Source organism: Corynebacterium sp. MSK122 (assembly GCF_030229435.2).
Classification (GTDB): domain Bacteria; phylum Actinomycetota; class Actinomycetes; order Mycobacteriales; family Mycobacteriaceae; genus Corynebacterium; species Corynebacterium marquesiae.
Genome location: NZ_JASPHV020000014.1, coordinates 1 through 23,359, shown reverse-complemented (window position 1 = coordinate 23,359; position 23,359 = coordinate 1). Strand labels below are relative to the sequence as shown.

20 protein-coding genes, 1 tRNA gene and 2 pseudogenes are annotated in these 23,359 nt (G+C 58.0%); 7 read left to right on the top strand and 16 right to left on the bottom strand.

The features are described from left to right. Positions 1 to 13: 13 nt before the first annotated feature. A complete protein-coding gene (polA, locus tag QP934_RS07410; protein ID WP_419127200.1) occupies positions 14 to 2,683 on the bottom strand; it encodes a DNA polymerase I in 2,670 nt (889 codons plus the stop codon). Positions 2,684 to 2,811: 128 nt separating this feature from the next. Between polA and QP934_RS07405 the strand changes: the two genes are divergently transcribed. Then, positions 2,812 to 2,885, top strand: a tRNA-Leu gene (locus tag QP934_RS07405). Between the two features lie 52 nt (positions 2,886 to 2,937). Here the strand turns inward: QP934_RS07405 and QP934_RS07400 are convergent. Further along, positions 2,938 to 5,121, bottom strand: a complete 2,184-nt coding sequence (locus tag QP934_RS07400) for a LamG-like jellyroll fold domain-containing protein (RefSeq protein WP_419127199.1) — start codon at positions 5,119 to 5,121, stop codon at positions 2,938 to 2,940. A 425-nt stretch (positions 5,122 to 5,546) separates the two neighbouring features. Between QP934_RS07400 and QP934_RS07395 the strand changes: the two genes are divergently transcribed. The 4 genes from QP934_RS07395 to QP934_RS07380 are packed head-to-tail and all read left to right on the top strand — an operon-like array spanning position 5,547 to position 8,980. Continuing rightward, the gene (locus QP934_RS07395; RefSeq protein WP_225747020.1) at positions 5,547 to 6,383 is read left to right on the top strand and encodes a DUF368 domain-containing protein; all 837 of its coding nucleotides are present in this window, start codon (positions 5,547 to 5,549) and stop codon (positions 6,381 to 6,383) included. Continuing rightward, positions 6,383 to 7,270, top strand: coding sequence for an ABC transporter substrate-binding protein (locus QP934_RS07390; RefSeq protein WP_419127198.1), 888 nt, complete (start codon positions 6,383 to 6,385; stop codon positions 7,268 to 7,270). The genes QP934_RS07395 and QP934_RS07390 overlap by 1 nt, the downstream gene beginning before the upstream one ends. Then, positions 7,263 to 8,216 (top strand): amino acid ABC transporter permease, encoded by a 954-nt coding sequence (locus QP934_RS07385; RefSeq protein ID WP_225747022.1) that lies wholly within the window; start codon positions 7,263 to 7,265, stop codon positions 8,214 to 8,216. The genes QP934_RS07390 and QP934_RS07385 overlap by 8 nt, the downstream gene beginning before the upstream one ends. Next, the gene (locus tag QP934_RS07380; RefSeq protein ID WP_005323289.1) at positions 8,216 to 8,980 is read left to right on the top strand and encodes an amino acid ABC transporter ATP-binding protein; all 765 of its coding nucleotides are present in this window, start codon (positions 8,216 to 8,218) and stop codon (positions 8,978 to 8,980) included. Before QP934_RS07385 ends, QP934_RS07380 begins: the two co-directional genes overlap by 1 nt. An 87-nt stretch (positions 8,981 to 9,067) precedes the next feature. On the opposite strand, the gene QP934_RS07375 is transcribed toward QP934_RS07380, so the two are convergent. From QP934_RS07375 to QP934_RS07340, 8 genes are read right to left on the bottom strand one after another with little or no spacing between them, the layout of a single operon-like run. Further along, the gene (locus QP934_RS07375) at positions 9,068 to 9,811 is read right to left on the bottom strand and encodes a TSUP family transporter (RefSeq protein WP_419127197.1); all 744 of its coding nucleotides are present in this window, start codon (positions 9,809 to 9,811) and stop codon (positions 9,068 to 9,070) included. Further along, positions 9,808 to 10,281 (bottom strand): pantetheine-phosphate adenylyltransferase, encoded by a 474-nt coding sequence (gene coaD / locus QP934_RS07370; RefSeq protein ID WP_419127196.1) that lies wholly within the window; start codon positions 10,279 to 10,281, stop codon positions 9,808 to 9,810. Before coaD ends, QP934_RS07375 begins: the two co-directional genes overlap by 4 nt. Positions 10,282 to 10,307: 26 nt before the next feature. Further along, entirely contained in the window at positions 10,308 to 10,889 is a 582-nt protein-coding gene (gene rsmD / locus QP934_RS07365) for a 16S rRNA (guanine(966)-N(2))-methyltransferase RsmD (RefSeq protein WP_299139525.1), read from the bottom strand. Further along, positions 10,890 to 11,102 (bottom strand): biotin/lipoyl-containing protein, encoded by a 213-nt coding sequence (locus QP934_RS07360; RefSeq protein WP_419127195.1) that lies wholly within the window; start codon positions 11,100 to 11,102, stop codon positions 10,890 to 10,892. Positions 11,103 to 11,121: 19 nt separating this feature from the next. Further along, complete coding sequence (locus QP934_RS07355; RefSeq protein ID WP_419127194.1) at positions 11,122 to 13,254, bottom strand: ATP-dependent DNA helicase RecG; 2,133 nt, start codon at positions 13,252 to 13,254, stop codon at positions 11,122 to 11,124. 2 nt (positions 13,255 to 13,256) lie between these two features. Further along, the gene (locus tag QP934_RS07350; protein ID WP_337888741.1) at positions 13,257 to 14,600 is read right to left on the bottom strand and encodes a DAK2 domain-containing protein; all 1,344 of its coding nucleotides are present in this window, start codon (positions 14,598 to 14,600) and stop codon (positions 13,257 to 13,259) included. Positions 14,601 to 14,610: 10 nt separating this feature from the next. Continuing rightward, complete coding sequence (locus tag QP934_RS07345; RefSeq protein WP_337888740.1) at positions 14,611 to 15,249, bottom strand: uracil-DNA glycosylase; 639 nt, start codon at positions 15,247 to 15,249, stop codon at positions 14,611 to 14,613. A 2-nt stretch (positions 15,250 to 15,251) separates the two neighbouring features. After that, on the bottom strand, positions 15,252 to 16,289 hold the full coding sequence (locus tag QP934_RS07340) for a thiamine-phosphate kinase (RefSeq protein WP_337888739.1): 1,038 nt from the start codon (positions 16,287 to 16,289) through the stop codon (positions 15,252 to 15,254). Here QP934_RS07340 and QP934_RS07335 point away from each other — a divergent pair. Continuing rightward, the gene (locus QP934_RS07335; protein ID WP_419127193.1) at positions 16,237 to 17,136 is read left to right on the top strand and encodes a DUF3515 domain-containing protein; all 900 of its coding nucleotides are present in this window, start codon (positions 16,237 to 16,239) and stop codon (positions 17,134 to 17,136) included. The two genes, QP934_RS07340 and QP934_RS07335, sit on opposite strands and share 53 nt — an antisense overlap. Positions 17,137 to 17,149: 13 nt before the next feature. Here QP934_RS07335 and QP934_RS07330 read toward each other — a convergent pair whose 3' ends face one another. After that, positions 17,150 to 18,211: a D-alanine--D-alanine ligase family protein gene (locus QP934_RS07330; protein ID WP_239272978.1), complete on the bottom strand. Its 1,062-nt coding sequence runs from the start codon at positions 18,209 to 18,211 to the stop codon at positions 17,150 to 17,152. 22 nt (positions 18,212 to 18,233) lie between these two features. Continuing rightward, entirely contained in the window at positions 18,234 to 19,232 is a 999-nt protein-coding gene (locus QP934_RS07325) for an NAD(P)H-dependent glycerol-3-phosphate dehydrogenase (protein ID WP_337888737.1), read from the bottom strand. A 161-nt stretch (positions 19,233 to 19,393) separates the two neighbouring features. On the opposite strand from QP934_RS07325, the gene QP934_RS07320 reads away from it, so the two are divergent. Beyond that, positions 19,394 to 20,392: a bifunctional NUDIX hydrolase/histidine phosphatase family protein gene (locus QP934_RS07320; protein ID WP_337888736.1), complete on the top strand. Its 999-nt coding sequence runs from the start codon at positions 19,394 to 19,396 to the stop codon at positions 20,390 to 20,392. A gap of 104 nt (positions 20,393 to 20,496) precedes the next feature. Here the strand turns inward: QP934_RS07320 and QP934_RS07315 are convergent, their stop codons facing one another. The 4 genes and pseudogenes from QP934_RS07315 to QP934_RS07300 all read right to left on the bottom strand — a co-directional run. Then, a complete protein-coding gene (locus QP934_RS07315) occupies positions 20,497 to 20,925 on the bottom strand; it encodes a hypothetical protein (RefSeq protein WP_419127192.1) in 429 nt (142 codons plus the stop codon). A gap of 29 nt (positions 20,926 to 20,954) precedes the next feature. Further along, positions 20,955 to 21,461, bottom strand: a pseudogene (locus QP934_RS07310) (IS3 family transposase); the annotation flags it as partial. A gap of 23 nt (positions 21,462 to 21,484) precedes the next feature. Continuing rightward, a protein-coding gene (locus QP934_RS07305) for an IS3 family transposase (protein WP_172465262.1) occupies positions 21,485 to 22,719 on the bottom strand; the annotation gives its coding sequence in 2 pieces (ribosomal slippage) (positions 21,485 to 22,431 and positions 22,431 to 22,719; 1,236 coding nt in all). Between the two features lie 50 nt (positions 22,720 to 22,769). After that, positions 22,770 to 23,359: pseudogene (locus QP934_RS07300) on the bottom strand (IS3 family transposase); the annotation flags it as partial.

Below are 23,359 nucleotides of genomic sequence, written 5' to 3'. Positions count from 1 at the left end.
GAAAGTAACCGAGCTAGTGGGCTGCGGCATCCCAATCCTTGCCTGCGCCGGCGGAGACCTCTAGAGGCACGTTGAGCTCGATCGCTGAGTCCATCTCTCGCTCGAGAATCTCTCGAACCGTGTCGGCCTCACCGGGGGCGACTTCGACTACCAATTCATCGTGAACCTGTAGCAGCACGCGAGACCTCATCCCTTGCAGTGCACGGTCCACGCGAATCATCGCCACCTTAATGATGTCCGCGGCAGTGCCCTGAATCGGCGCATTTAGCGCTGCGCGCTCCGCGTTCTCGCGTGCTAGGCGGTTATCGGAGTTGAGCTCTGGCAAGTAGCGGCGACGGCCAAAGAGCGTTGCCGTGTAGCCATCCTTGCGGGCTTGGACCACGACTTCATCGAGGTACTTCTTCACGCCGCCAAAGCGCTTAAAGTAGCTTTCCATGATGGACTTTGCCTCCCCCGCCGGAATGCCCAATTGCTGGGATAGACCGAAAGCGGAAAGTCCGTATACCAACCCATAAGACATGGCCTTAACCCGGCGGCGCAGCTCGGGTGTCACTTGGTCAACGGGAACGTCAAAGACTCGAGAGCCAACATAGTTGTGTAGGTCTTCGCCTTCCTTGTAGGCCTCGATGAGGCCTGGGTCAGCGGAGAGGTGCGCCATGACACGCATCTCAATCTGCGAGTAGTCCGCGGTCATAAGTTCTTCGTAGCGCTCGCCTACGACAAACGCGGAGCGAATCTGTCGCCCAGCTTCGGTGCGCACCGGGATATTCTGCAGATTTGGCTCGGTAGAAGACAGGCGGCCAGTCGATGTCACCGTCTGATTAAACGTGGTGTGGATGCGCCCATCCGGCTGCACGGTTTTGATTAGACCTTCGAGGGTGGTCTTCATCTTCTGGTACTCACGGTGAGCCAAGAGGTGGTCTAAGAACGGGTGGGGATTCTTAGCCGCGAGTTGTTCAATCTCCTTGGCCGCGGTGGAATAGCCCGTCTTCGTCTTCTTGGTCTTGGGCAGCTCAAAAGTCTCAAAGAGCACGGTTTGCAGCTGCTTCGGCGAGTTAAGGTTGAGTTTGTCATCGCCGGCAAGCTCGCGGGCAGCACGCTCTTGCTCGGCAACTTGCTCTACAAAGGCATCCTTTTGCGTTTCGAGAATGTCAACGTCAACGGCAATTCCGGTAGCCTCCATGCGCGCCAGGATGATTACCAGCGGCAACTCGAGGTCGGTATATAGCTCAAAGGAGTCAATTTCCTGCAGCTCTGCGGTGAGCCTTTCTGCCAGCTCCATGATTGCTGCGGCCTGGTCCGCTAGGGAGGAATCATCCAGCAGGGAAAGCTGTTCCGTGGCGGCGCCGAGGGTCTTTTGAAGGTGGCGCTGATAGACGTCGGCAAGCGCGTAAGTGCGCTGACCTGGGCGAAGAAGGTAGGCGGCAAGGGCTGTGTCATGGGCGATACCAGCCAGCTCAATCCCACGACCGGCAAGCATATGGAAAGCCGCCTTTGCCTCGTGGAAATACTTCGGCGTATCAGACGCTAACCACTGAGCCAGGGCCTTATCGTCCGCGGCAGAAAGATCGCCAAGCTCCACTTGCAGGCCGTGACGGTCCTGGTCCACGAAAGCAATCGCCGAAGCGTCGCCCTGTCCCGGGGTTCCCTCGCCTTGGACATACACCGCGACATGCTCTCGGCCGGGCAGCCACTGGGACAAGGGCTCGTCATCGATGACCGTCTCTAGCTCTTGGACTTCCTCGGCCTGCGCCGTTGCCTCAGCGCCATCATTAGGAATGGCAGCCAGTACGCGATCACGCAGGTTGGTACCAAACTCGAGGTCGTCGAACTTGGCGGCTACATCCGCGACCCTGGCTTCCTTAAAGGCCAAGTCATCGGGGCCAACCTCTAGATCCATGTCCGTGATCATCTGGGTGAGCTTGCGGTTCATCTGCACCTGTTCAATGCGCTCGCGGAAGTTATTGCCTACCACGCCCTTAATTTCCTCCGCATGCTCTACCAAGGATGCCAAGTCCCCATACTTGACTATCCACTTGGTGGCGGTCTTCTCACCTACCTTTGGGATGCCCGGCAAATTATCGGAAGGATCGCCACGCAACGCGGCAAAGTCTGGGTACTGCGCGGGAGTGAGACCGTATTTCTCTTCTACCGCGGAAGGGGTAAAGCGGTGGAGCGTGGATACGCCCTTCATGGGATAGAGCACCGTCGTGGACTCATTAACTAACTGCAGGTAGTCACGGTCGCCGGTAACGATGAGAGTCTCATAGTCCTGTGCCTCGGTTGCGAGAGTAGCCAGAATGTCATCGGCCTCGAAGTTCTCACGAGAGAGGGTGGTAATGCCCAGTACCTCGAGCACCTCGCGAATGAGGTCTACCTGACCCTTGAACTCCTCCGGCGCGGCCTCGCGCTGGGCCTTATAGTCTGGGAACATCTCAGTGCGGAAGGTCTTGCGCCCCACGTCGAATGCCACCGCAATGGCGTCGGGGGTCTCTTCCGCCACGATATTAGAGAGCATCGATAAGAAGCCATACACGGCATTAGTGTGCTGACCTCCTGAGGTAGAGAAATTATCCACCGGCAGGGCATAGAAGGCACGAAAGGCCATAGAGTGGCCGTCAATGAGCAGAAGTCGAGGCTGATTAGTAGTCACCTGCCCCATCCTAGAGAAGCACGCCAACATTAGAACACCCCGGTGCAGATTTTGTGGATGACGTGGGCATTCCCCCGCTGACACTACCCAATTAGGAATTCGCCTAGTGCCTGCGCTACTATTTTCACAGTCAAAGGCAGCCAGCCTTTACACTGTGCGCCCCTGTAGCCCAATTGGCAGAGGCAACGGATTCAAAACCCGTCCAGTGTGAGTTCGAGTCTCACCAGGGGCACGACTAGAAAAGACCTCGGTTTCCACTAAGTCAGGAAACCGAGGTCTTTGCTTTAGCCCAGTTCAGGCAACGTAGGTAGATGGTACTTGCGCAGCACTGCGTTGATTTGCGGGATCGAGGCCTTCAGCTGCGGTAATGCTAGACCAATGAGTCCGGCCACGCCTGCGATGCCGAGGATTGCTCCGAAGATGGCGGGCTTGGAGCTCGCGCCGCTGCTCGATGCGGAGCTCCCCGTGGCAGGTTGCGTGGTATCGACCGGCTTGCCGGAATCATGCGCACGGGCGGTAAGCCATTCCTCCTTGCCCAGAACTCCTTGGGTCAGTCGGGTTTCACCAATCCAGCCGTACCAGGGGTCCTGCGGGCGCTGGTTATCAAAGCCACCGCCCATGACCCACTGCAGGTCGCGCGGGAGAAGACCTTCGGCGCCTACCGCATTGCGCAGGATAGGCGCGCCGTTGATGAACATCTCCACGCTATCGCGCTGCGGATCGTTGACCACGGCGATGTGCATCCACTCGTCCTTGGGCACCTCGTGGGACCATACGGTAGAACCGCTTCCCTGCTTCGGCTCCGCCCACCAGCGCAGCTCGCGGAGGTTGGAGATACCAAACATGACGGTAGGGTCCGTGTCATCAGAGCCGTCGACCAACCTATTGATCGCAGAGTCGCGGCTAAGCGCACTTCCCCAGCCATGCTGTGCGCCATTGAAGTCTTTAGGAATCTTGACGAAGGATTCGAAGGTATAGCCCTTGGTGGTATCAACTTTATTTGCAGGCGCGTCCTTGTCGGTGCGGAACTCGGCATTGCCGACCTTGCCCGCTGGGTCGGACCAGAAGAGGGAGCCGGAATCAGAGGACAGCGGGTGGTGGTCAGAGCTATAGGTCACTCGATCGCCTAGCATGGCGCCAGAGCGATGCAGGTCGCTGCCGGAATCGCTGGCAATATCGGGGATGGTGGTACCACGGCCGGCAGGGGCGCCGTCGGCAAGCGCATGGCCGTCCTTGTCCTGGGCCTGGCCCGGGCGCCAGTGGAATACTCTGTGATCATTCTTGGCAAAGTCATCCGCACCCTTGGGAAGCTCGTCTTCCGCAATGGTATAGGGCCTAAAGCCTTCAGCGGCGATGTCACGTGCACGCTGCGCTAGGTCCGGCTGGTGGCCCTCGCCCACGGTGAAATCCGGGGAAAAGGAAGAAAAGCGCTGCTCAAAGTCGAACGGAATGGCGTAGCTATCGCCCTTATCATCTAGGGTGAGCTTGTCGAACTGCGTCAGCTCCTCGTGCGGCTTCTGCGCCACCCACGGAGAGAGCGCGGTCATTTCCAATTGCTTGCCGGAAAGGTCGAACTCGAGCACGCCCAGCAGACCGTTGCCGCCCTGGTAGGCCATCTGATAGTCCTGCAAGATGGAGACGACGTCATGGCCGGCATCGTTCTTATCCACGCGGTAGCCCGCACCATGGTGGTGGCCGCCCATCACCAGGAAGATCTGGTCGTTGCGCTTGATGAACTTATCCCATAACCCCTTGCCGTAGTCATCGGAATAGAAGACGTCTCCTTCACCATCGATATTGAGGGCTTCGTGCGTCGTGACGATGACGGGGAAGTTGGGGTGCTTATCGATGATGCCTTGCGCCCACGCAAGGGCCTTATCATCGGCGCGCCAGCCCAGCGCAAGGTTGAGGTACTTCTGGCCCTCGGCTTCAAAGATGTGAGCCTCGGAGTCATTATTGATGGCCGTGTAGCGCTCTTGGAAGGTCTCCGGATTAGCGGCCTTGGCACGATCGGCACTAAACCACTGGTCATAAGGGTGAGCCGACGCACCCTCCACGTCCATGTCGTGATTGCCGGGCAGGATGGAGTAGTTCAGATCCGAATCGTCGAGGACCCGCATGGCCTTATCAGCCACCTGCCATTCGCCCTCCACGTTCCACTGGTCTACAACGTCACCCAGATGGGTGACAAAGTCCATATTCAGCTCGTCTTGGTGCTCCACCAACCATTGGGTTTGGGCCAAGTAGGGTTCGCTTCCGTAACGAGCTTGGGCCAAGTTGCCGGTCTCCGGGGTGGAATAGCGCGAATAGAACTGGGTATCCGGTAAGACGCCGATGCTAAAGCGAGAGCCCTCGCTGACCGATGCGCCCTCGGCCCCAACCTCCGCAGCGCTTGCTGCCGGTATAACAATGAGGTTTCCCACCACTGCGGTTGCAGTTAACGCAGGCAGGACGAAACGATTTTTCATAGAGAGTCCTTTATGATTGGAAAGGGATGCTTGCACAGGGGAAATGACGGGAATACGCGGGGGATTCTAGGGCGTGAATCTTTCAGCTAGTTGAAGCCCGCGTAAACATCAGACTGAATAATGGAAAACTTATGGTTTCTACCAAAGAGAGTATTTTCCCGTATGAGATTCCGTATATCCTGCCCCAAACTGCATAGTTGCATTGGGGTGCATTAAACTGACAGAATATTCGTGAATACGGTTTTACCTTTACGGTTAGGGAGAAGATCCTCCCCTACCGCGGGAGGTAGATCACCGCCCTCTAATGAAAGATATGCATTACGCTTCACAGCGGTTCGCCTAGCGTCTCCCTTCGGCACTTTTCTGCCGCCCTGCTAGGCCAGTCGCCCTCCGCACCAGTCCCCTCCCAGGTAGATTTTTATTTTATGCAATACATTTTGAACGCTATCCGCGGTGCCCTCATCGGCATGGCCGAGCTCGTACCGGGCATCTCCGGTGGTACCGTGGCACTCATCGTGGGCATTTATGAACGCGCAGTCCACAACGCCAACGATCTCATTTCCGGCCGCTTCAAAAAGGTCGAATGGAGCTTTCTTCTCTCCGTAGCTATCGGCATGTTTATTGCCGTTTTCGGAATGTCCACCGTGCTTTCTAACTTCGTGGATAATCATGTATCGGCTTCCGGAGCGCTATTTTTGGGCATGGTGGCTGTGTCCATTTTTGTGCCACTATCTATGCTTTCTAAGCAGGAGAGACTGCGCCCCTCCTCTATCATCGCATTTATAATCGCTGCGATTGCCATCTTCTTTATCACCGGATTCACCTCCGAACCGCACGAGAACCCCAGCCTCATTGTGGTCTTCTTCGCCGCCGCCATCGCCGTCTGCGCACTCATCCTGCCGGGTATTTCCGGCTCGCTCATCCTGCTGACCATGGGCCTCTACCAGCCCATTATTGGCGCCGTTTCAGATCGTGACTTGGGCACTATCGCCGTCTTCGCGTTAGGCGCCCTGTGTGGCCTTGCGGCATTTATCAAGGTATTGAACTTCCTACTGGATCACCACCGCGCCCCGACCCTGATGGCCATGGCCGGTTTCATGCTCGGTTCTCTGCGCGCACTGTGGCCCTGGGGAGCTGACCAAGATGCCTCTAGCGGCATCATCATCGGCATGTTCATCCTCGGTGCACTCATCGTCTCTGCGTTCATCGTCGTAGACATGAAGAAAGCCCGCGCTATAGATGAAAGGACGGCGCAAAAGTAATGCCGCGCTCGTTTTCCCGCCGCGCGATTTCCGCCGCGGTCCTCGTCCCCACGCTGAGCCTCAGCGCCTGCGTCACCAACGAGGAAGATTCCACTCCGGAGGGCTGGGAAGAACCCCATTCCGCAATGGTGCCGGAAATTGCCGCCATGTATGACGACAACGATGGCGTCCTCACTGCCGGAACTAACCCACCCTATGCCCCATTTCAGCTCAAGGATTCCCACGGGGCGCTCCAGGGCGTTGAACTCGATCTTGCTCGCGCCGTTGCCGGAGTCTTGGGACTCGATTTCCAGCCCATGGAACAGGACTTCTCGATGATCTTGCCCGCCGTGCAATCGGGCCAGATTGATATGGGTGCATCCGGCTTCACGGATAACCCCGAGCGCCGCAATGAGTTCGACTTTGTAGACCACCTCTACGCCGGCATCCAGTGGGCCGAGCGAGTAGATGGGCCTAAGAAGGTTGACCCGGATAATCCTTGCGGCTTGACGGTTGCGGTGCAGCGCACCACGGTATCTGAAACCGACGATGTGCGTCCCAAGAAGGATGCGTGCAACGGCGATCTCACTGTCTTGTCTTATGACACGGGTGACAACGCCGCGTTGGCGGTCCTCATGGGACGCGCAGATGCCCTGTCCGCAGACTCACCGGTAACGGCGTGGGCTGTCAATCGCTCCGAGGGAAAGATGCGGCAGGTAGGCGATATGTTCCAAGCATCGCCCTATGGCTTTGCCGTACCCAAGGATTCCGATCTGGGCAAGGCCTCTGCCGCGGCACTGCAACACCTCATCGAAACCGGTGAGTATGCAGAAATCTTGTCCCGTTGGGGCATCGAGGATGGCTTAATAGACCAGGCAATGATTAATGAAAGGCCGATCAATGGTTAATGAAAATACGGCGACGCCAGCTACGGCAGAGCCAAAGGAAAAGCCCGCCAAGATCGAGGCGCGACCTCTACGCCACCCGTGGCGCTGGGTCTTCGCCGGCCTGCTTATCGTGCTCGGCGTGTGGTTCATCATCGCCTCCGCCCGCAACGAGGCTTTTGGCTGGGACACCTACTTCCAGTACCTCTTTGATAAGCGCATTGCACTTGCCTCCCTCCACACCATCGCCATCACCATTTTGTCCATGATCATCGGCGTTGTCGGTGGTGCCATACTTGCGGTTATGCGCATGTCCCCGAACCCGGTGCTGCGCAGCGTCTCCTGGGTATTCCTCTGGGTCTTCCGTGGCACGCCTATCTATGTGCAGCTGGTGTTTTGGGGCCTGCTCTCCGCTATCTACCAATCCATCAACCTGGGCTTTACCGAGGTATCCTTGCAGACGATCCTCACCAACGCCTTCTTCCTTGCGGTGATGGGCCTGGGTCTCAATGAAGCCGCCTATATGGCCGAGATTGTGCGCTCCGGTATCACCTCCGTTCCCGAGGGGCAGAAGGAAGCTTCCAAGGCACTCGGCATGTCCTGGTGGATGACCATGCGCCGCACCGTCCTTCCGCAGGCCATGCGCATTATCATTCCGCCTACAGGCAATGAATTCATTTCCTTGCTCAAGACCTCTTCCCTCGTGGTGGCCATTCCCTATACCGAGGAGATCTTCGGCCGCTCCACTGATATTTCCGCCGCTCTCTTCCAGCCCATCCCGCTGCTGCTGGTCGCAGCGTCCTGGTACCTCGTGGTTACTTCCCTACTGATGGTGGGACAGTACTTCCTGGAGCGCCGCTTTGAGCGCGGTGCCACCCGCGAACTCACCGGCCGCCAACTTGCTGCGCTGGCAGACGCTGAAGGCACCATCCCCCGCAACGTATCCGTGATTTCGGAGGCTAAAAACTAATGGCTACTCCCATGATTTCCGCCCAGAATGTCCATAAGTCCTTCGGACAGCTCGAGGTCCTCAAAGGCATTGACCTTGAGGTCCAGCCCGGCGAAGTGGCCTGCCTGTTGGGCCCCTCGGGCTCCGGCAAATCCACCTTCCTGCGCTGCGTCAACCACCTTGATAAGGCGACGGCGGGCCGCCTCTACGTCGACGGCGAGCTAATTGGCTACCGCGAAAAGAACGGCACCCTTTATGAGATCAGCGAGAAGGAAGCCGCAGAGCAGCGCTCCGATATCGGCATGGTCTTTCAGTCTTTCAACCTTTTCCCCCACCGCACGGTGATTGAAAATATCATCGAGGCACCGGTGCAGGTAAAAAAGATTCCGGAAGAAACCGCCCGCGCCCGCGCTATGGAGCTGTTGGAGGACGTTGGCTTGGCGTCCAAGGCCAATAACTACCCAGTACAGCTCTCTGGCGGCCAGCAACAGCGCGTTGCCATCGCTCGTGCGGTGGCCATGGATCCTAAGCTTATGCTGTTCGACGAACCTACGTCCGCCCTCGACCCCGAGCTCGTCGGCGAAGTGCTGCGCGTTATGAAGGACCTCGCAGCCGAAGGCATGACCATGCTCGTAGTCACCCACGAGATGGGGTTTGCGCGCGAGGTAGCCGATAAGGTCTTCTTCATGGACGGCGGCGTTGTCATCGAGTCCGGCAGCCCTGCCGAGGTTTTGGATAACCCGCAACAACCACGCACCAAGGACTTTTTGGCTTCGCTGCTGTAGCCCCCCACTGCACTCAACAGAGTGCCTTCAGCCCGCCGTCTTTCAGCTAAAAGAGAGGACCGGCGGGCTTTGTCGCGACTCATTCCTCTACACCAGTGTTAAAAGACCCCGAATCAATGCGCTGGCCGCACCCAAGCCGGCGACGCTCAGCGAAAGCACGCGGGCTTTTTCTCGTGGAACACGCTGGGCAATCCGGGTTCCGGCCCAAATTCCTACACACATGCCTAATACTCCCGCGGGCCACATCATCCAAGGCAGGCCATCAAAGTGTGCCGCACCTGTGAGAGTCTTGGTCATCACGGAAAAGAATCCGCCTACCACAAAAATCGGCTGCAGCGTATCGGCGTAAACATGTTGGGGCCACTTTGCCGCCTGGGCGTAGACGGTAATAACCGGGCCGGCCACGCCGGCCAAGGTATTGGTAAAGCCGCCGAGAATGCCGGCCGAGATGGCAGGGCCTTTGCCCTCCATCGGCGGGACAAACTTCTTTCCAAAAGTGACCACCGCCAGTGCGGCCAGAAGCGCAGCACCCACCACAATCATGAGCCCTGCCGTGTCCATACGCCTAATGAGCAGCGCCGCGGCCAAGGAGCCAATCACCATGACTGGGGCTATGAGCCCGAACTTCTTCCAGCTCACATTCTCGCGCACGGAATAGGTGGTCAACATCGCATTAACACAAGCCAAAACGTTAATGACTAGAATGCCTTCGACCGGCCCCATTATCAGCATAAGGATGGGACCGCCGATAAGACCGAGCCCCATTCCGGATACCCGTTGCAGTGTCGAACCAACGACAACGACGAGGAAAATAACCAGTGCGAGGCTCACTGACGGTATTTCTCCTTTACCGCACGGCCTACGGATTCGGGGAACATACCCGTTACGTCGCCGCCAAACTTTGCTACCTGCTTACACAGCGAGGAACTGATATATCCGTACTTCTCGTCCGTGAGTAGGAAGACGGTATCGATACCGGAAAGGCGCCGGTTCATCTGCGCCATGGGCAGCTCATACTCATAGTCGAGAGAGCTTCGCAGTCCCTTCACCAAAACGTCCGCCCCATGCTCCGTGGTGTAATCCACCAAAAGCCCGGAGCAATAGTCCACCTTGATGGAAGAATCCACGCTCTGACGGATAAGTTCCATGCGCTCCTCCACGCTAAAGAGGCCGGAGGGCTTGCCAGGGTTACCGGTTACTAACACGGTGACTTCATCAAACATCTGGTTAGCGCGGTTGATGATATCGACGTGGCCTAAGGTGACAGGGTCAAAGGATCCAGGGCAGACGGCCTTAGTCATGCTACTTTCGCTTTCTTTTCAGTGGTTTAGTCTTCGGTGTCCTCGCTGCCGGGGCGGGTATAAACCGCCATATCCATGCGTGCGATGCCAAAGGTGCGCTTCTTAAGCTTCTGGCCGGTGGGCTCAAAACCAGCAGGCCACTCAGTATCCGCGGAATCAACATGGCGCTCAATTACTACCATTGCGCGATCAGTAAGCACCGGTTCGATGGCAGCAATGAGTTCATCCACTTCATCAAAAGCATAGGGCGGGTCCGCCAGCACCAGGTCAAAGTGTTTGCGCGGGGCACTAGCCAGGTAAGTGCTTACCTTCATCTCTTGCACGCGCACGCCGGGATGCTTGACGACGCCCATGTTGTGCCGGATGATCTTTACCGCATCGGCCGAAGATTCCACCAGTACTGCTTCATCTGCCCCACGGCTCGCTGCCTCAAGACCTAGGGCACCAGAGCCTGCAAAAAGATCGAGCACCGAAGATCCAGCAAAGCCCCAACGTGCAGTGAGGGATGAAAACAGCCCTTCGCGGGCGCGGTCTGCAGTAGGCCGGGTTCCTTCTGCAGGCACTTTAATGGTGCGGCCGCGGGCTTCGCCGGCAATAATGCGCGTCATTTATGCTTCTCCAATCTCCATCAAAAGGTCTCCGCCCAGCACGTCACTAAAATCAGAGACCACGATACGGTAGACCTTTCCTGGGCCGGGGCTTTCTACGGAAGCCTCAAGCTTCGTGGCTTCAACGGTCGCCAGCGGTACTCCGGTATCAACAGTGTCTCCCACATTCACATGGCAGCGGACGATGCCCGCGAAGGGGGCGTAAATTTTCATGCTTCTAGGTTAACCCGTCTTAGTTCTTCTCCAAGTATTCCTGTTCGCTTTCGCTCAAATTGCGCGTGAGTTCCTCAGCCAACTCGGGATTGCGCAACACCATGGCGCGCGCATCCGCATGGGTGCGCTCCACAATGTCTTGGTCATCCGCCAAGTTCAGTAGCCGCAGTGTGCGATGCGTTCCGGATTGCATGGTGCCCAAGATGTCGCCCTCTTGGCGCTGGCGCAAATCAAGCTCAGCCAGTTCAAAACCCGAGGAAGTTTGGGCGATCTGAGTGATACGACGGAAGGATGGAGTGTTATCGGCTGCCGTTGTGTGCAGAAGACAAATGGAGGCATTACCGCCTCGTCCCACGCGCCCGCGCAACTGGTGCAACTGGGAAACGCCGAAATGCTCGGACTCGCGAATGAGCATCACCGTGGCATTGGGAACATCCACGCCTACCTCAATGACCGTCGTAGAGACCAAGATATCGATCTCTCCCCTAGCAAATGACGTCATTACCTCATCTTTATTGGGCATCTTTCCGTGCAAGATGGCTACGCGCAGTCCCTTAAACGGTCCGTTTTCTAGCTGCTGTGCAAGCTCTAGCACCCCGCCTTTGCCTTCAATGCGCGGGCAAACGATATAGGCCTGATGGCCGTGGGCCACCTCTTCGCGTATCCGCTCGAGTGCGCGCAGCACCCAGGTCGGCCGCCACTCGGCCACCACCGCTGATTGAATAGGTTTGCGACCACCGGGCAGCTCGGTTAGCGTTGATACGGCGAGGTCGCCAAAGACGGTCATCGCAATGGTGCGCGGAATCGGTGTTGCTGTCATCACCAGTACGTGGGGGCTGAGGCCTTCACGTGCCTTTAACCGCAGGCTATCGCGCTGCTCTACACCGAACCGGTGTTGCTCATCTACGACGACCAATCCCAGGTTAAAGAACTCCACGGTGTCTTGGATAATCGCATGGGTTCCAATGATGATGTCCGCGTCACCGGAGACAATATCCAATAAAGCCTGCCGCTTGTCCGCCGTACGCATGGAGCCGGTCAGGAGTACCACCTTGACCCCTTCGGGAACCGAGGTCCCGATGGAGGCAGCGTGTTGGGAAGCAAGTACTTCCGTAGGTGCCAACAGAGCGGCCTGCGTTCCTGCGTCGACAGCCTGCAGCATAGCGCAGGTAGCCACCATGGTTTTGCCCGAGCCAACCTCGCCTTGCAACAAGCGCATCATGGGCAGCGGACGAGCCAGATCGTCTTCGATCTCGCTAATGACGCGACGCTGCCCTTCGGTCAGGTCAAAGGGCAGATGGCTCAGCAGTTCCTCGCGATAGCCGCCTAAGGTAGCCGGCATGGTAGAAGCGGTCCGGGCTTCGGCATCTCGCTGGCGCAATGCCATCACCAGACCAATAGACAGAGCCTCGTTGTACTTCAGCCGCTGAATCGCACGGTAGGGGCCTGCTTCCCCTGGCTCATGGATTTCCCGCACTGCCTTATCGAGGCTGATAATCATCTGATAATCCAGCGGTTCCGCGATCGGCGGGGTCTTAGATAGGACGTAGTGGATGGCGCCCATGAGGTACCACGAGGTCACCTTGGACGTGGCTGGGTACACCGGTATCCATTCACGTTCCAAGAGGAGCTGGTCGAGCCTGCCAAACTGCGACAGGTTCCGCAGCGAGCCGGTGGCCTTTGGGCGGTGCTTCTTGCCAGACCCAGCCGCTGGCTGGCGGTAATCATCCAGTTCGCCATCGGGGCGTCCGAAGGCATCGATCTCTACAAAGTCCGGCTGCTGCAACTGCGGCTGGTTACGGAAGAACTTAAGCTTGCCGCTCATCATCACGCGCTGTCCGCGGTGCAACATCCGCATCACGTAATTGGCATTGAAAAACGTCGCAATGATGCTGCCATCGAGTTGCACATTGATGATGGTGGTCTTGCCCGAGTCATGGCGAGTGAATCCGGTAATAGTTCCGGTAACCGTGACGATATCGCCCTCGGCAGCGTCTCCTAGGCCGACATCCTTGTTGTGGCGGATATAGTCTCGCGGATAGTGAGCTAAGAGCTCGCCGCAGGTCTCATACCCCAGTGCTTTGGTAATCTTCGCGGCGTCTTTCGCCGCAAGCACCTCTGTCAAAGGGCGGTTGTCCTGCCAGCCGAGCATTGCTATTCCACTCCGATTTCGGTTGCGATTTCCGGTACTTTCAGTGCCATAACATCTACGCGAAGCTGTTGAGCTAGTTCCTCCTGGTCTAGGTCTAAGGCGCTTAGGACTGTGACCTGCTCACCGCCTTCTGCCAAGAGATCGCGGCAAGTGGCAATGATTGACTGCGGGGTTTCCGGGCTCGGGTAAGCCACTCGCATGGACTTGGCAGCATCACGCATAGCAGCAACGACGGCACCAGTATCTGGGTTATCCGGTTCATAAACGGAGATCGCGGCTAAGGCTGCAACCAGCGATTGCGCGGGCACTACTCGCCCAGTAGCGGTCTGCGAACTCACGTCGGTGGCTAGAACGATGTCCTCGTCCTTAGCCGCAATGGGATCATCCGGAGACACTACGCTAACCCCCGCAGATGCCAGAAGATCGCTGATAGGCCCGGCCGGTGCGGCAGCAAACACTCGGCGAGCAATCGGCTCTTCGGAAACAGCTTCGGCGTAAGGAGGCAACACCTCCAGGTGCAGGTTGGTTACCTCTCCGATACCAAAGGCGGTTTCAATGACCTTGCCTGCCTGGCGGGAGTGGATATGTACATTAGCACTGTCCTCGGTGGCCCGAGCGATGACCAGGCTGTCTCCCAACGGTTCAATTGCTACCTGCAGCGTGTCTATATCTCCCTCGAAGAAAAAGACCACTTCCAGTTCAGTTTCCGGCTCCGGTTCGGGCAGGCCTGTGTGCCTGGTCGAGCCTTCAATTTCTGCGAGAAGAGACTCTAAAAGGATAACGAGGCCAGCGCCGCCGGCATCCACCACTCCTGCCTCGCGCAGAGCTGGCAATTGCGAAGGAGTGCGCTCGAGGGCCGTTTCCGCGGCAGCGATTGCGGCGCTCACAATACTGTGCAAGGTTGCGCCTGACTGCGCTTCAGCGTCGTCGGCGGCCTCGGCGGCTGCCTTCAGAACCGTGATAACTGTGCCTTCCACCGGCTCGGCGATGGCTCGGCCCACCAGCTCCACAGCCTGCTGCAGGGAGCGGGCAAAAACGTCGCCGTCGATAATTGAGTCCACAGTTGACTCGGCAACGCCGCGCAGAACCTGGGACAGCACCATTCCCGAGTTCCCGCGGGCACCACGTACCGCCCCGAGCGCAAGGGAGTCGGCGACATCGCCGCCATTGTCCAGCTCCGCAACCGCTGCTTCCATGGTGTGCGCCATATTCGAGCCCGTATCGGAATCCGGTACAGGAAAGACATTGAGCGCGTTGATCTCATCGCGGCGATGGGCTAATTCCCCTACGGCGCGGGTGGCCCAATTGCGCATTCCGTGGGAATCCAGCGTGCTGGGGTAGGACATGCGCAATAGTTTACAAGCGCCAGTCTATTTCCTGTGCGCCTTGGTCCTGCAAAAGGGCGTTTGCCCGGGAAAAGGGCTGAGAACCAAAGAAACCGCGACTGGCAGATAGCGGCGAGGGATGTGGGGACTTGATACAAGGGACGTCTGGAAGAAAGCGCTCACACGCTTGCGCATCCCGGCCCCAAAGAATCGCGACCATGGGGCTGCGGTTGAGCGCGCGAATGGCAGCCTCAGTAATCTCTTCCCAGCCGATGCGGCGGTGCGATCCAGCCTGGCCTGGTGCTACCGTAAGCACTCTGTTGAGCAACAACACTCCCTGATCCGCCCAGGCGCTCAGGTCGCCGTCCGCTCGGCCGTTGATACCCAGATCATCGTGCAGCTCGCGGTAAATATTGACCAAGGAACGCGGCGGTTTCACACCCGGGCGGGTGGAAAAGGCCATACCCATGGCGTGTCCTGGGGTGGGATAAGGGTCTTGGCCCACGATGAGCACGCGGACCTTATCCAGCGGCATGCGCAACGCGCGGCAGACGTCCTCAGCCGGGGGCAGATAGTCTTGGCCCTCAAGAGCATGGGAGATCTGTGGCCATTGCTCTTCTACTACCGGCGCCAGCACCGGTTCCCAGGAAGGGTGGTAGGTAGGGTGCATGGTTAAAAGCTCAGCCAGCCTTTCTGATAGCTCGGTGTGGTGCCTCCCAGCGTAACCCCGCAGCCGCGGGTTACGGTGCCAATCTTTCGGAATCCTGAGGGTGCTTCCTTTGCGGTCGTGCCGATGAGGGTGTGGTCTTCGCCGCCGCTGAGTACCCATTCCCACGGATCGCAGTCGAGTAAATCCGCGGCTTGGCACAGCAATTCTTCCGGTTGCAAGGCCTGCGGATCCAAGTCCATGTGCACACAGGAGTGCTCGGCCATCGTAGTGCAGTCTTGAATTAGCCCGTCTGAGTTATCGGTCATCGCGGTGACCCCCGCGGCACGGGCAATGACGCCGCGGCCGGGGTTGAGCCAGGGGGCACAGTGGGCGTCGATAAGCGGCTGCAGGTGCTCATGCCCTGCAGGCAGGTTCCGGCCGAAGCGCTGCAACAAGGCCAAGCCGGCGGCCGAGTGGCCGATCTTACCGTGCGCTACCACCTGCTGACCTGCCCGCGCCCCGTCCAAGGTCAAGGCGGGAAGGCTGCCGCCCAGGAAGCCTACGGCCGTGATATTGATGACCAAAAGATCGGACTTCGTAAGGTCACCGCCTACCAACTCGGCGTTATAGAAAGAGCTATGCTCCGCAATTCCCTCGGCAATGCCGCGCACGAAGGACACCGGGGTATCTCCTGGCGCGGCGATAGCAAGGAGGGCGGCCACCGGGCGAGCACCCATAGCTTCCACATCGGCAAAATTGCGCAAGATGGCCTTCTTGCCAATCTCGCGCGGGGTAGACCACTCGCGCAGGAAATGACGTCCCTCCACCATCAAATCAGTGGCCGTCACGGTGCGGGAATTCGGCGGCGCACTGGGCAGAACCGCGGCATCGTCTCCATTGAGCCCACTGGAGGCCACGGAGGTAATTTCCCGGATGGCGGCGCGTTCTCCCACATCTGCGAGAGTCTGAGTTAAGTTCACCAGCTTCCTTTCGATACTATGAGCCCTTATGACATCCCAATTTAACCGCACCGCGATCTTCATTTCACTTGGGTTGTCCATAGTGATGGTTCTGGCGGTCCTTTTCGGCGCAAAATACGTATTCAATAACGTCGCCAAAGCACCCGTGGCGGTCTCCCCCGTGGAGTCTAAGGAGGCAGACTCACAAGCCTGCCGCAACTTTATCGACGCCCTGCCGGACAAGGTGATGGATAAACCGCGGGCAGACATTGCCGATCCCGTGCCTTCTGGTGTCGCGGCTTGGGCCGCTACCTCAGACGATAAGGTCACCGTGCGCTGTGGCGTGGATATGCCTTTCCAGTACACCGAGTACTCCCAGACCCAGGACGTAGAGGGCGAACAGTGGTTCCAGGTGCGTGATGCCACCCCTGGCTCCAACCTCACCACCTGGTATGCGGCACAGCGCTTCCCCATTGTCGCGGTCACTGCCTCCACTGATGCAGAGCCGGGCGAGCTTAACGACGCCCTCTCTTCCCTCGAAGAAAAGCCAGCCACCGCGCACGACGCGCCACTCAAGGCGCTCAAGGCGGGCAATGACCGCATGTGCGCCGAGGTGGACAAGGCCTTGCCCGATTCGGTGGCTGAGGGATACAACCGCCGCAAGGTAGAGGAAAAGAATACCTATGTGTGGAGCGCCGATGGCCGCGAAGACATCGTTGCGCGATGCGGCGTAGTCAAGCCGGAGAACTATCGCGCCGGAGTCAAGCTCCAGCAGGTTAACGATATTCCGTGGTTCGAGGACACTACCTTGGCTCATGGCACGACCGCAGGCACATGGTTTGCCCTCGGCCGCGAGGACTACCTTGCGCTACATGCCCCACAAGATGCCGCGCAGGCGGCACTGGTGGAAATCGGCGACGTGCTCGCAGAGCACACGACCGAAAAGTAGGCAGCGCTTAGGCCTACTTGGCTAGGGCCTGCTCGATAAGCGCCTCAAGTAGCGCCGGGTATTCCACCCCGGAAGCCGCGAGCACCTGCGGGTACATGGAGATCGGGGTAAAGCCCGGCAGGGTATTGATCTCGTTGATATACACGGAGTCCTCGGTGACGAAGAAGTCGACTCGGGACAGGCCCTCACAGTTGAGGGCCTCGAAGGCGCGGATTGCCATGCCTCGTAGTTTCTCAGTCAGCTCAGGTGCGAAAGGCGCAGGGATTTCGGCGGTGACCACATTGTCGAGGTACTTGGTGTCGAAGCCATAAAAGCCCTCGTCGGAATCATCGATACCGGCAAGCAGCGCTGGGACGGAGGCCAGCAAGGTGCCATCGGCATAGTGGAGTACACCGATTTCTACCTCTTGGCCAACGATTTCAGGCTCCACCAGGATCTTTTCGTCATCTTCTAATGCCAGGTCGACGGCTGCGGGGAACTCCTCCCAAGTAGAGACCTTGGAAACGCCAATGGAGGATCCACCGCGTGCGGGTTTTACAAAGACGGGCAGGCCTAACCGTTGCTTTTCGTCCTCGCTTAGCTCGGTACGGCCTTTGAGGATGACCTCGGGTGCTACTGGTAAGTCTGCGGCCGCCAGCACCTTCTTGGTAAATTCCTTATCCATACCCACCGAGGAAGCCAATACCCCTGGGCCTACATAGGGCAAGCCGGAAAGCTCAAAGAGGCCTTGGACAGTGCCGTCCTCACCAAAGGGGCCGTGCAGAATGGGAAATACCACGTCGACCTCTGCGAAGAGCGTGCCGTCGGTGACGTTGTGGAATTGTCCCCTGGCATTGGGATCAAGAGAAAGGGTCAGCTCCGCACCTGGGCTGACCTCCGGCATAACGCCATCGACAATTTCTAAGCCCTCCGTGGTGCCGGGCGTCCACGTGCCCTCACGGGTAATGCCGATGGGCACGACCTCGAATTTCTCTGGGTCGAGGTGGTTCATGATCGCGCCTGCGGATACGCAGGATACGGAGTGCTCGGTGCTACGGCCGCCATAGATAACGGCCACGCGGGTCTTTTCAGTCATGCCCGCAGATTTTACCCTCGACCTACTCCGACTTCTTGGACCGACCCATCAAAGCGATGATCATATCTTCCACCGCCATACCCTCGTAGCACACGCCATAAACCGCGTGCGTGATAGGCATCTCTACCCCGGCCTGCTGGGCAAGGCGATAGATGGAGTCACAGGAGTAGACGCCCTCCGCGACCTGGCCATTGGTCGCGGCCTTGGCCTCTTCAATCGTGCCGCCTTGGCCCAGGCGGTAGCCAAAGGTGCGGTTGCGCGACAATGTCGAGGTGCACGTTGCCACCAAGTCGCCCATGCCTGCGAGGCCGGAGAAAGTAAATGGATCCGCCCCCAGCTCCACGCCCAGGCGGGTAATTTCCGCCAGACCGCGGGTGATGATGGTGGCCATGGTGTTATTGCCCAGCCCCTTGCCGGAGGCGATACCACAGGCCAAGGCGATGACGTTCTTGCAGGCGCCGCCGATTTCCGCGCCTATAACATCGGTATTGGTGTAGGGCCGCAGGTACGGAGCGGCGACCGCTGCTTGCACGCGCTGAGCGCGGTCTTCATCGGAGCAGGCAATCACCGTCGCGGCCACTTGGCCGGCAGCAATCTCCTTGGCCAAGTTCGGGCCAGACAGTACCGCCACGCGGTCTGCTGGCACGCCGGCCGCATCCATAATGACCTCGCTCATGCGCTTGAGCGTGGCGGTCTCTACACCCTTAGAAATGGAGACCAAGGTGGCGTCTTCCGGCAAGTGCGGCGCCCACTTTTCCACGTTGGCGCGCAAGGTTTGGGAGGGAACGCCGAACACGACGACGTCGGCAAGCGCCAGCGCTTCCACATCATTGTGGGTGGCCCTCACTGCGGCCGGCAGCCGGGTATCCGGCAAATAGTCCGGATTGGTGTGGGTCTCGTTGATGGCCTGCGCCAATTCCGCGCGGCGCGCCCACAGGCGAACGTCATTTCCGGCGTCCGCAAAGACCTTGGCCAAGGTAGTGCCCCAAGAACCAGCACCCATCACGGCAACATTAACCATGGTGTCTCCTCCAAACGTGCAAATCTATAACCCCAACCTTAAAGCATGCCCGTCCCCCGTGGGGCGAGGATGCACAACGCGCCTTACCCGTGGGACAATGGGCGCTTAGACGTTGTTTTCAAACACCCAATTTCTGTGGAAAGGCCCCGTGGAGGCAGACGATGCCCAATATTAAAAAGATGCACGAAACCGACAAGGATCAGCAGCACGAGGAGTTTATTTCCGGCCGCCACCAGGAAATCCCGGTGGACCCCGCCAAGGAATTCCACCGCACTACGCTTGCGGCCGGCGCCGTAATCTGGCGCGGGTCCCCGCAGGACCCAGAAATCGCGCTCATCCACCGCCCCCATTACGATGATTGGTCCCTGCCCAAGGGCAAGGTCGATCCCGGCGAATCCCTGCCCACTACCGCGGCCCGGGAAATCCTGGAAGAAACCGGCTTTAGCGTGCGTCTAGGCAAGCTCATCGGCAAGGTAACGTACCCAGTCCAGGGCCGCACTAAGGTGGTCTACTACTGGGTGGCCAAGTACCTAGGCGGAACCTATTCCGCCAATAGTGAAACCGATGAGCTACGGTGGCTGCCCATCGACGAGGCGCAAGACCTCTTGTCCTACGACGTTGATACCGCGGTAGTGGCCAAGGCGGCTAAGCGCCTGCGCATCGCGCCCGCTACCCGCGTGCTTTATGTGCGCCACGCACGCGCGCATGAAAGCGGCAGCTGGGAAGGCGATGACAACCTGCGGCCACTGGATAAAAAGGGCCGCCGCCAAGCAGAGATGCTGGTGCCGATGCTGAGCGCCTTCCAGCCCACCGCGATTTACTCGGCCTTGCCCCAGCGCTGCCAGCAGACGGCTGCCCCGCTCGCCGACGAACTAGGCAAGGACATTTCCATCAACAAAAACTTTGGCGACGAGGCCTGGGAGAACGACCCAGAAGCAGCCAAGAAAGCTTTCCGCCGCGTGGTCAACGAAGGCGGGGTGCCCGTCATCGTCAGCCAAGGCGCCACCATTCCTGGGATCATTGAAGACCTCGCCCCAAAGTTCCTTAAAAAGCCAGTGGACAAGTTGAAGTTTAAGAAGGCTTCTGTGTGGGTCTTGTCTTTCAACAATGGCGAGCTGACCGGTGCCGATTACCTGGCTAGCCCACTGCCGGTGCGCTAGTTTCCTGGTTCCTCCCCGACCAACAATTAAGGCCCTGCCCGCCCACCGTACTCGGTGGACCGGCAGGGCCTTATTTGCGCAACTATCGTGCGTCTGCGGGGTTTCTAACCGCGCAAGCCGAGCGTGCGACGGACGAAGAGGACCAAAATGAGGGTGTTCAGTGCTGGGAACACAAGCATGCCGACTAGGGTAAAGCTCAACACTGCGTACAGGACGGCAATTAGGACGAGCACCAAAATGCTCACTCCGACATTCTTCTTCGCGACCTCGATGGAAGCCCCGAAAGTTTCGCCAACGGATAGCTCAGGGCGTGCGGCCTTAACAGCCGGCATCCAAGTAAAGAAGAAGGCGGCGAAGAGTCCCGGAATAATCAGGAGAATGAAGCCCAGGGAAATAACCAGGGTCGAAAGCACATACACCGCCATGAGACCGGCGACATTTTTAAAGATCAGAAAGTCCTTTATCTCCAGCATCCCGGTATCAACCTGTTTATTAGCAGCCTTGTACCAGGTGCTAGCTGCCCAAATAAGCATGAAGCGTCCTGGGTTTAGTTCCGCTTCTTTTACGGCCCTGTGTTGATGGGCTGGGTGAGATAGTACTCGGTTTCTACTTCCTGTGGGGTGGCGTAGTCCAATGCTTCGTGAAGTCGCTTAGTGTTCCACCAATGCACCCACCGCAAGGTGGCCAGTTCGACTTCTCCGACCGACGTCCACGGGCCCTGGGCATGAATCAGTTCCGCCTTGTAGAGACCGTTGACTGTTTCGGCTAGTGCATTGTCGTAAGAATCGCCGATTGTTCCCACACTCGGGCGGATTCCTGACTCAGCTAGCGCGGTGGAATACTTCAGTGACACGTACTGGCTGCCCCGATCGCTGTGGTGAATTAGTTGGTTTCCATGGATTCGTCCTGCAGTCGTTAACGCATGTTCCAATGCCTCCATGGGCAGCGCATCGGTGCGCATTGTCGAGCGTGTAGCAACACCAACAATTTTTCGGCTGAAGACATCCACGACAAACGCGGTGTAGGCGAATCCTGACAGGGTGCGAACGTAGGTAATGTCGGCAACCCAATGAAGTGCCCCGAGTTTTGTTCCTAGGCATTTGCCTTGATTTCTATTATCACTTGCGGCGGGTTCTGCTTCCAAAATTCGGTTTCCACCTCGACCGGGGTTCGGTACCCCAAGCTTTGGTGGAGCCTGGTCTCGTTCCACCATGAGACCCACTCGAACGTCGCGATTTCTACCTCGACAACGTCATTCCACCTGCGAGTATGGATTAGCTCGTTCTTGAAGGAGCCGTTAACGTTTTCAGCCAGAGCATTGTCATAGGAGTCGCCAACTGTTCCAGTAGAAGCGGCAATCCCGTGCTGGGCAAGGCGCTCGTTGTAGACAACGCTGACGTACTGCGAGCCGTGATCCGAATGGTGAATGAGACCTGTTGTTTCCTCAGCACACACGATCGCCTGATTGAGAGCTTGCAGCGGCAAAGCTTCGGTACGCATAGAATCTGATAACGCCCACCCAACGATCCGTCGGGAGTAAACGTCGGTGACAAACGCGGCATACACAAAGCCGTTCTTCGTGTGCACATACGTAATGTCAGCCACCCACAGTTTGTTCGGCCCTTGGGCTTTGAATTCACGCTCCACCAAGTCTGGGCGCAGATCAGGCACGTTAGGCTTACGGGTTGTGATTGGTGATCCACCTTTGCCTTTGCCAGAAACACCGGCCAGGCGCATTAAACGGGCAGTTTGTTCACGACCGATATCAATTCCGTCACGGCGGAGAGCATGCCACATTTTCCGTACACCGTAGACACCGTAATTATCCCGATGAATAGCACTAATGCGTTCAACCAGCACAGCATCACGAAGGCGACGAGCACTTAACCCACGGGCCTTGGACTGGCGATACCCACGCGAGGTGATAAACCCACCAGTGCGGTTATTCTTCAACGTCTTACAGATGAACTCGACAGAGAAGCGATTCCGGTATTCATCGATGAACCGGATCATTTCCGACGTTTTGGGTCGAGTTCCGACGCGAAAAAAGCTGAGGCGGCCTTCAGCAGCTCATTAGTGTCGCGGAGCTCTTGATTTTCACGGCGTAGCCTCGCGTTTTCCGCGGCCAAGTCTTCAGGCACAGGTTGTGGGATGTTTCCCGCACGACGGGCCTGCTGGGTCCATTGGCGAGCCGTGTGCCATGAAACCCCCAACTTTGGAGCTACTGCCTGGCACGCGGCTTGCATCGACATATTTTCCGCCAAGATGCGGTCTTCCACGAGACGGACCACACGGTCTTTGGCATCCTGGTCAAATTTCCTTGGCATGTTCCAGATTTTCCCATCTACTCAAACGGAACAAAACCTGGGACACTTCACTTAGTGTTCCACCAATGCACCCACCGCAAGGTGGCCAGTTCGACTTCTCCGACCGACGTCCACGGGCCCTGGGCATGAATCAGTTCCGCCTTGTAGAGACCGTTGACTGTTTCGGCTAGTGCATTGTCGTAAGAATCGCCGATTGTTCCCACACTCGGGCGGATTCCTGACTCAGCTAGCGCGGTGGAATACTTCAGTGACACGTACTGGCTGCCCCGATCGCTGTGGTGAATTAGTTGGTTTCCATGGATTCGTCCTGCAGTCGTTAACGCATGTTCCAATGCCTCCATGGGCAGCGCATCGGTGCGCATTGTCGAGCGTGTAGCAACACCAACAATTTTTCGGCTGAAGACATCCACGACAAACGCGGTGTAGGCGAATCCTGACAGGGTGCGAACGTAGGTAATGTCGGCAACCCAAAGCCTGCCTGGTGCCTGCGCACGGAAGTTTCGGCGCACTAGGTCCGGGCGATGATCCGGTGTCTTCGGGCTTACCGTTGTTATTGGGGTTCGCCCACGTCTGCGGCCAGAAACACCTGCAAGTTTCATCAGACGTGCGGTCTTGTCGCGACCAATATGAAAGCCTTCGC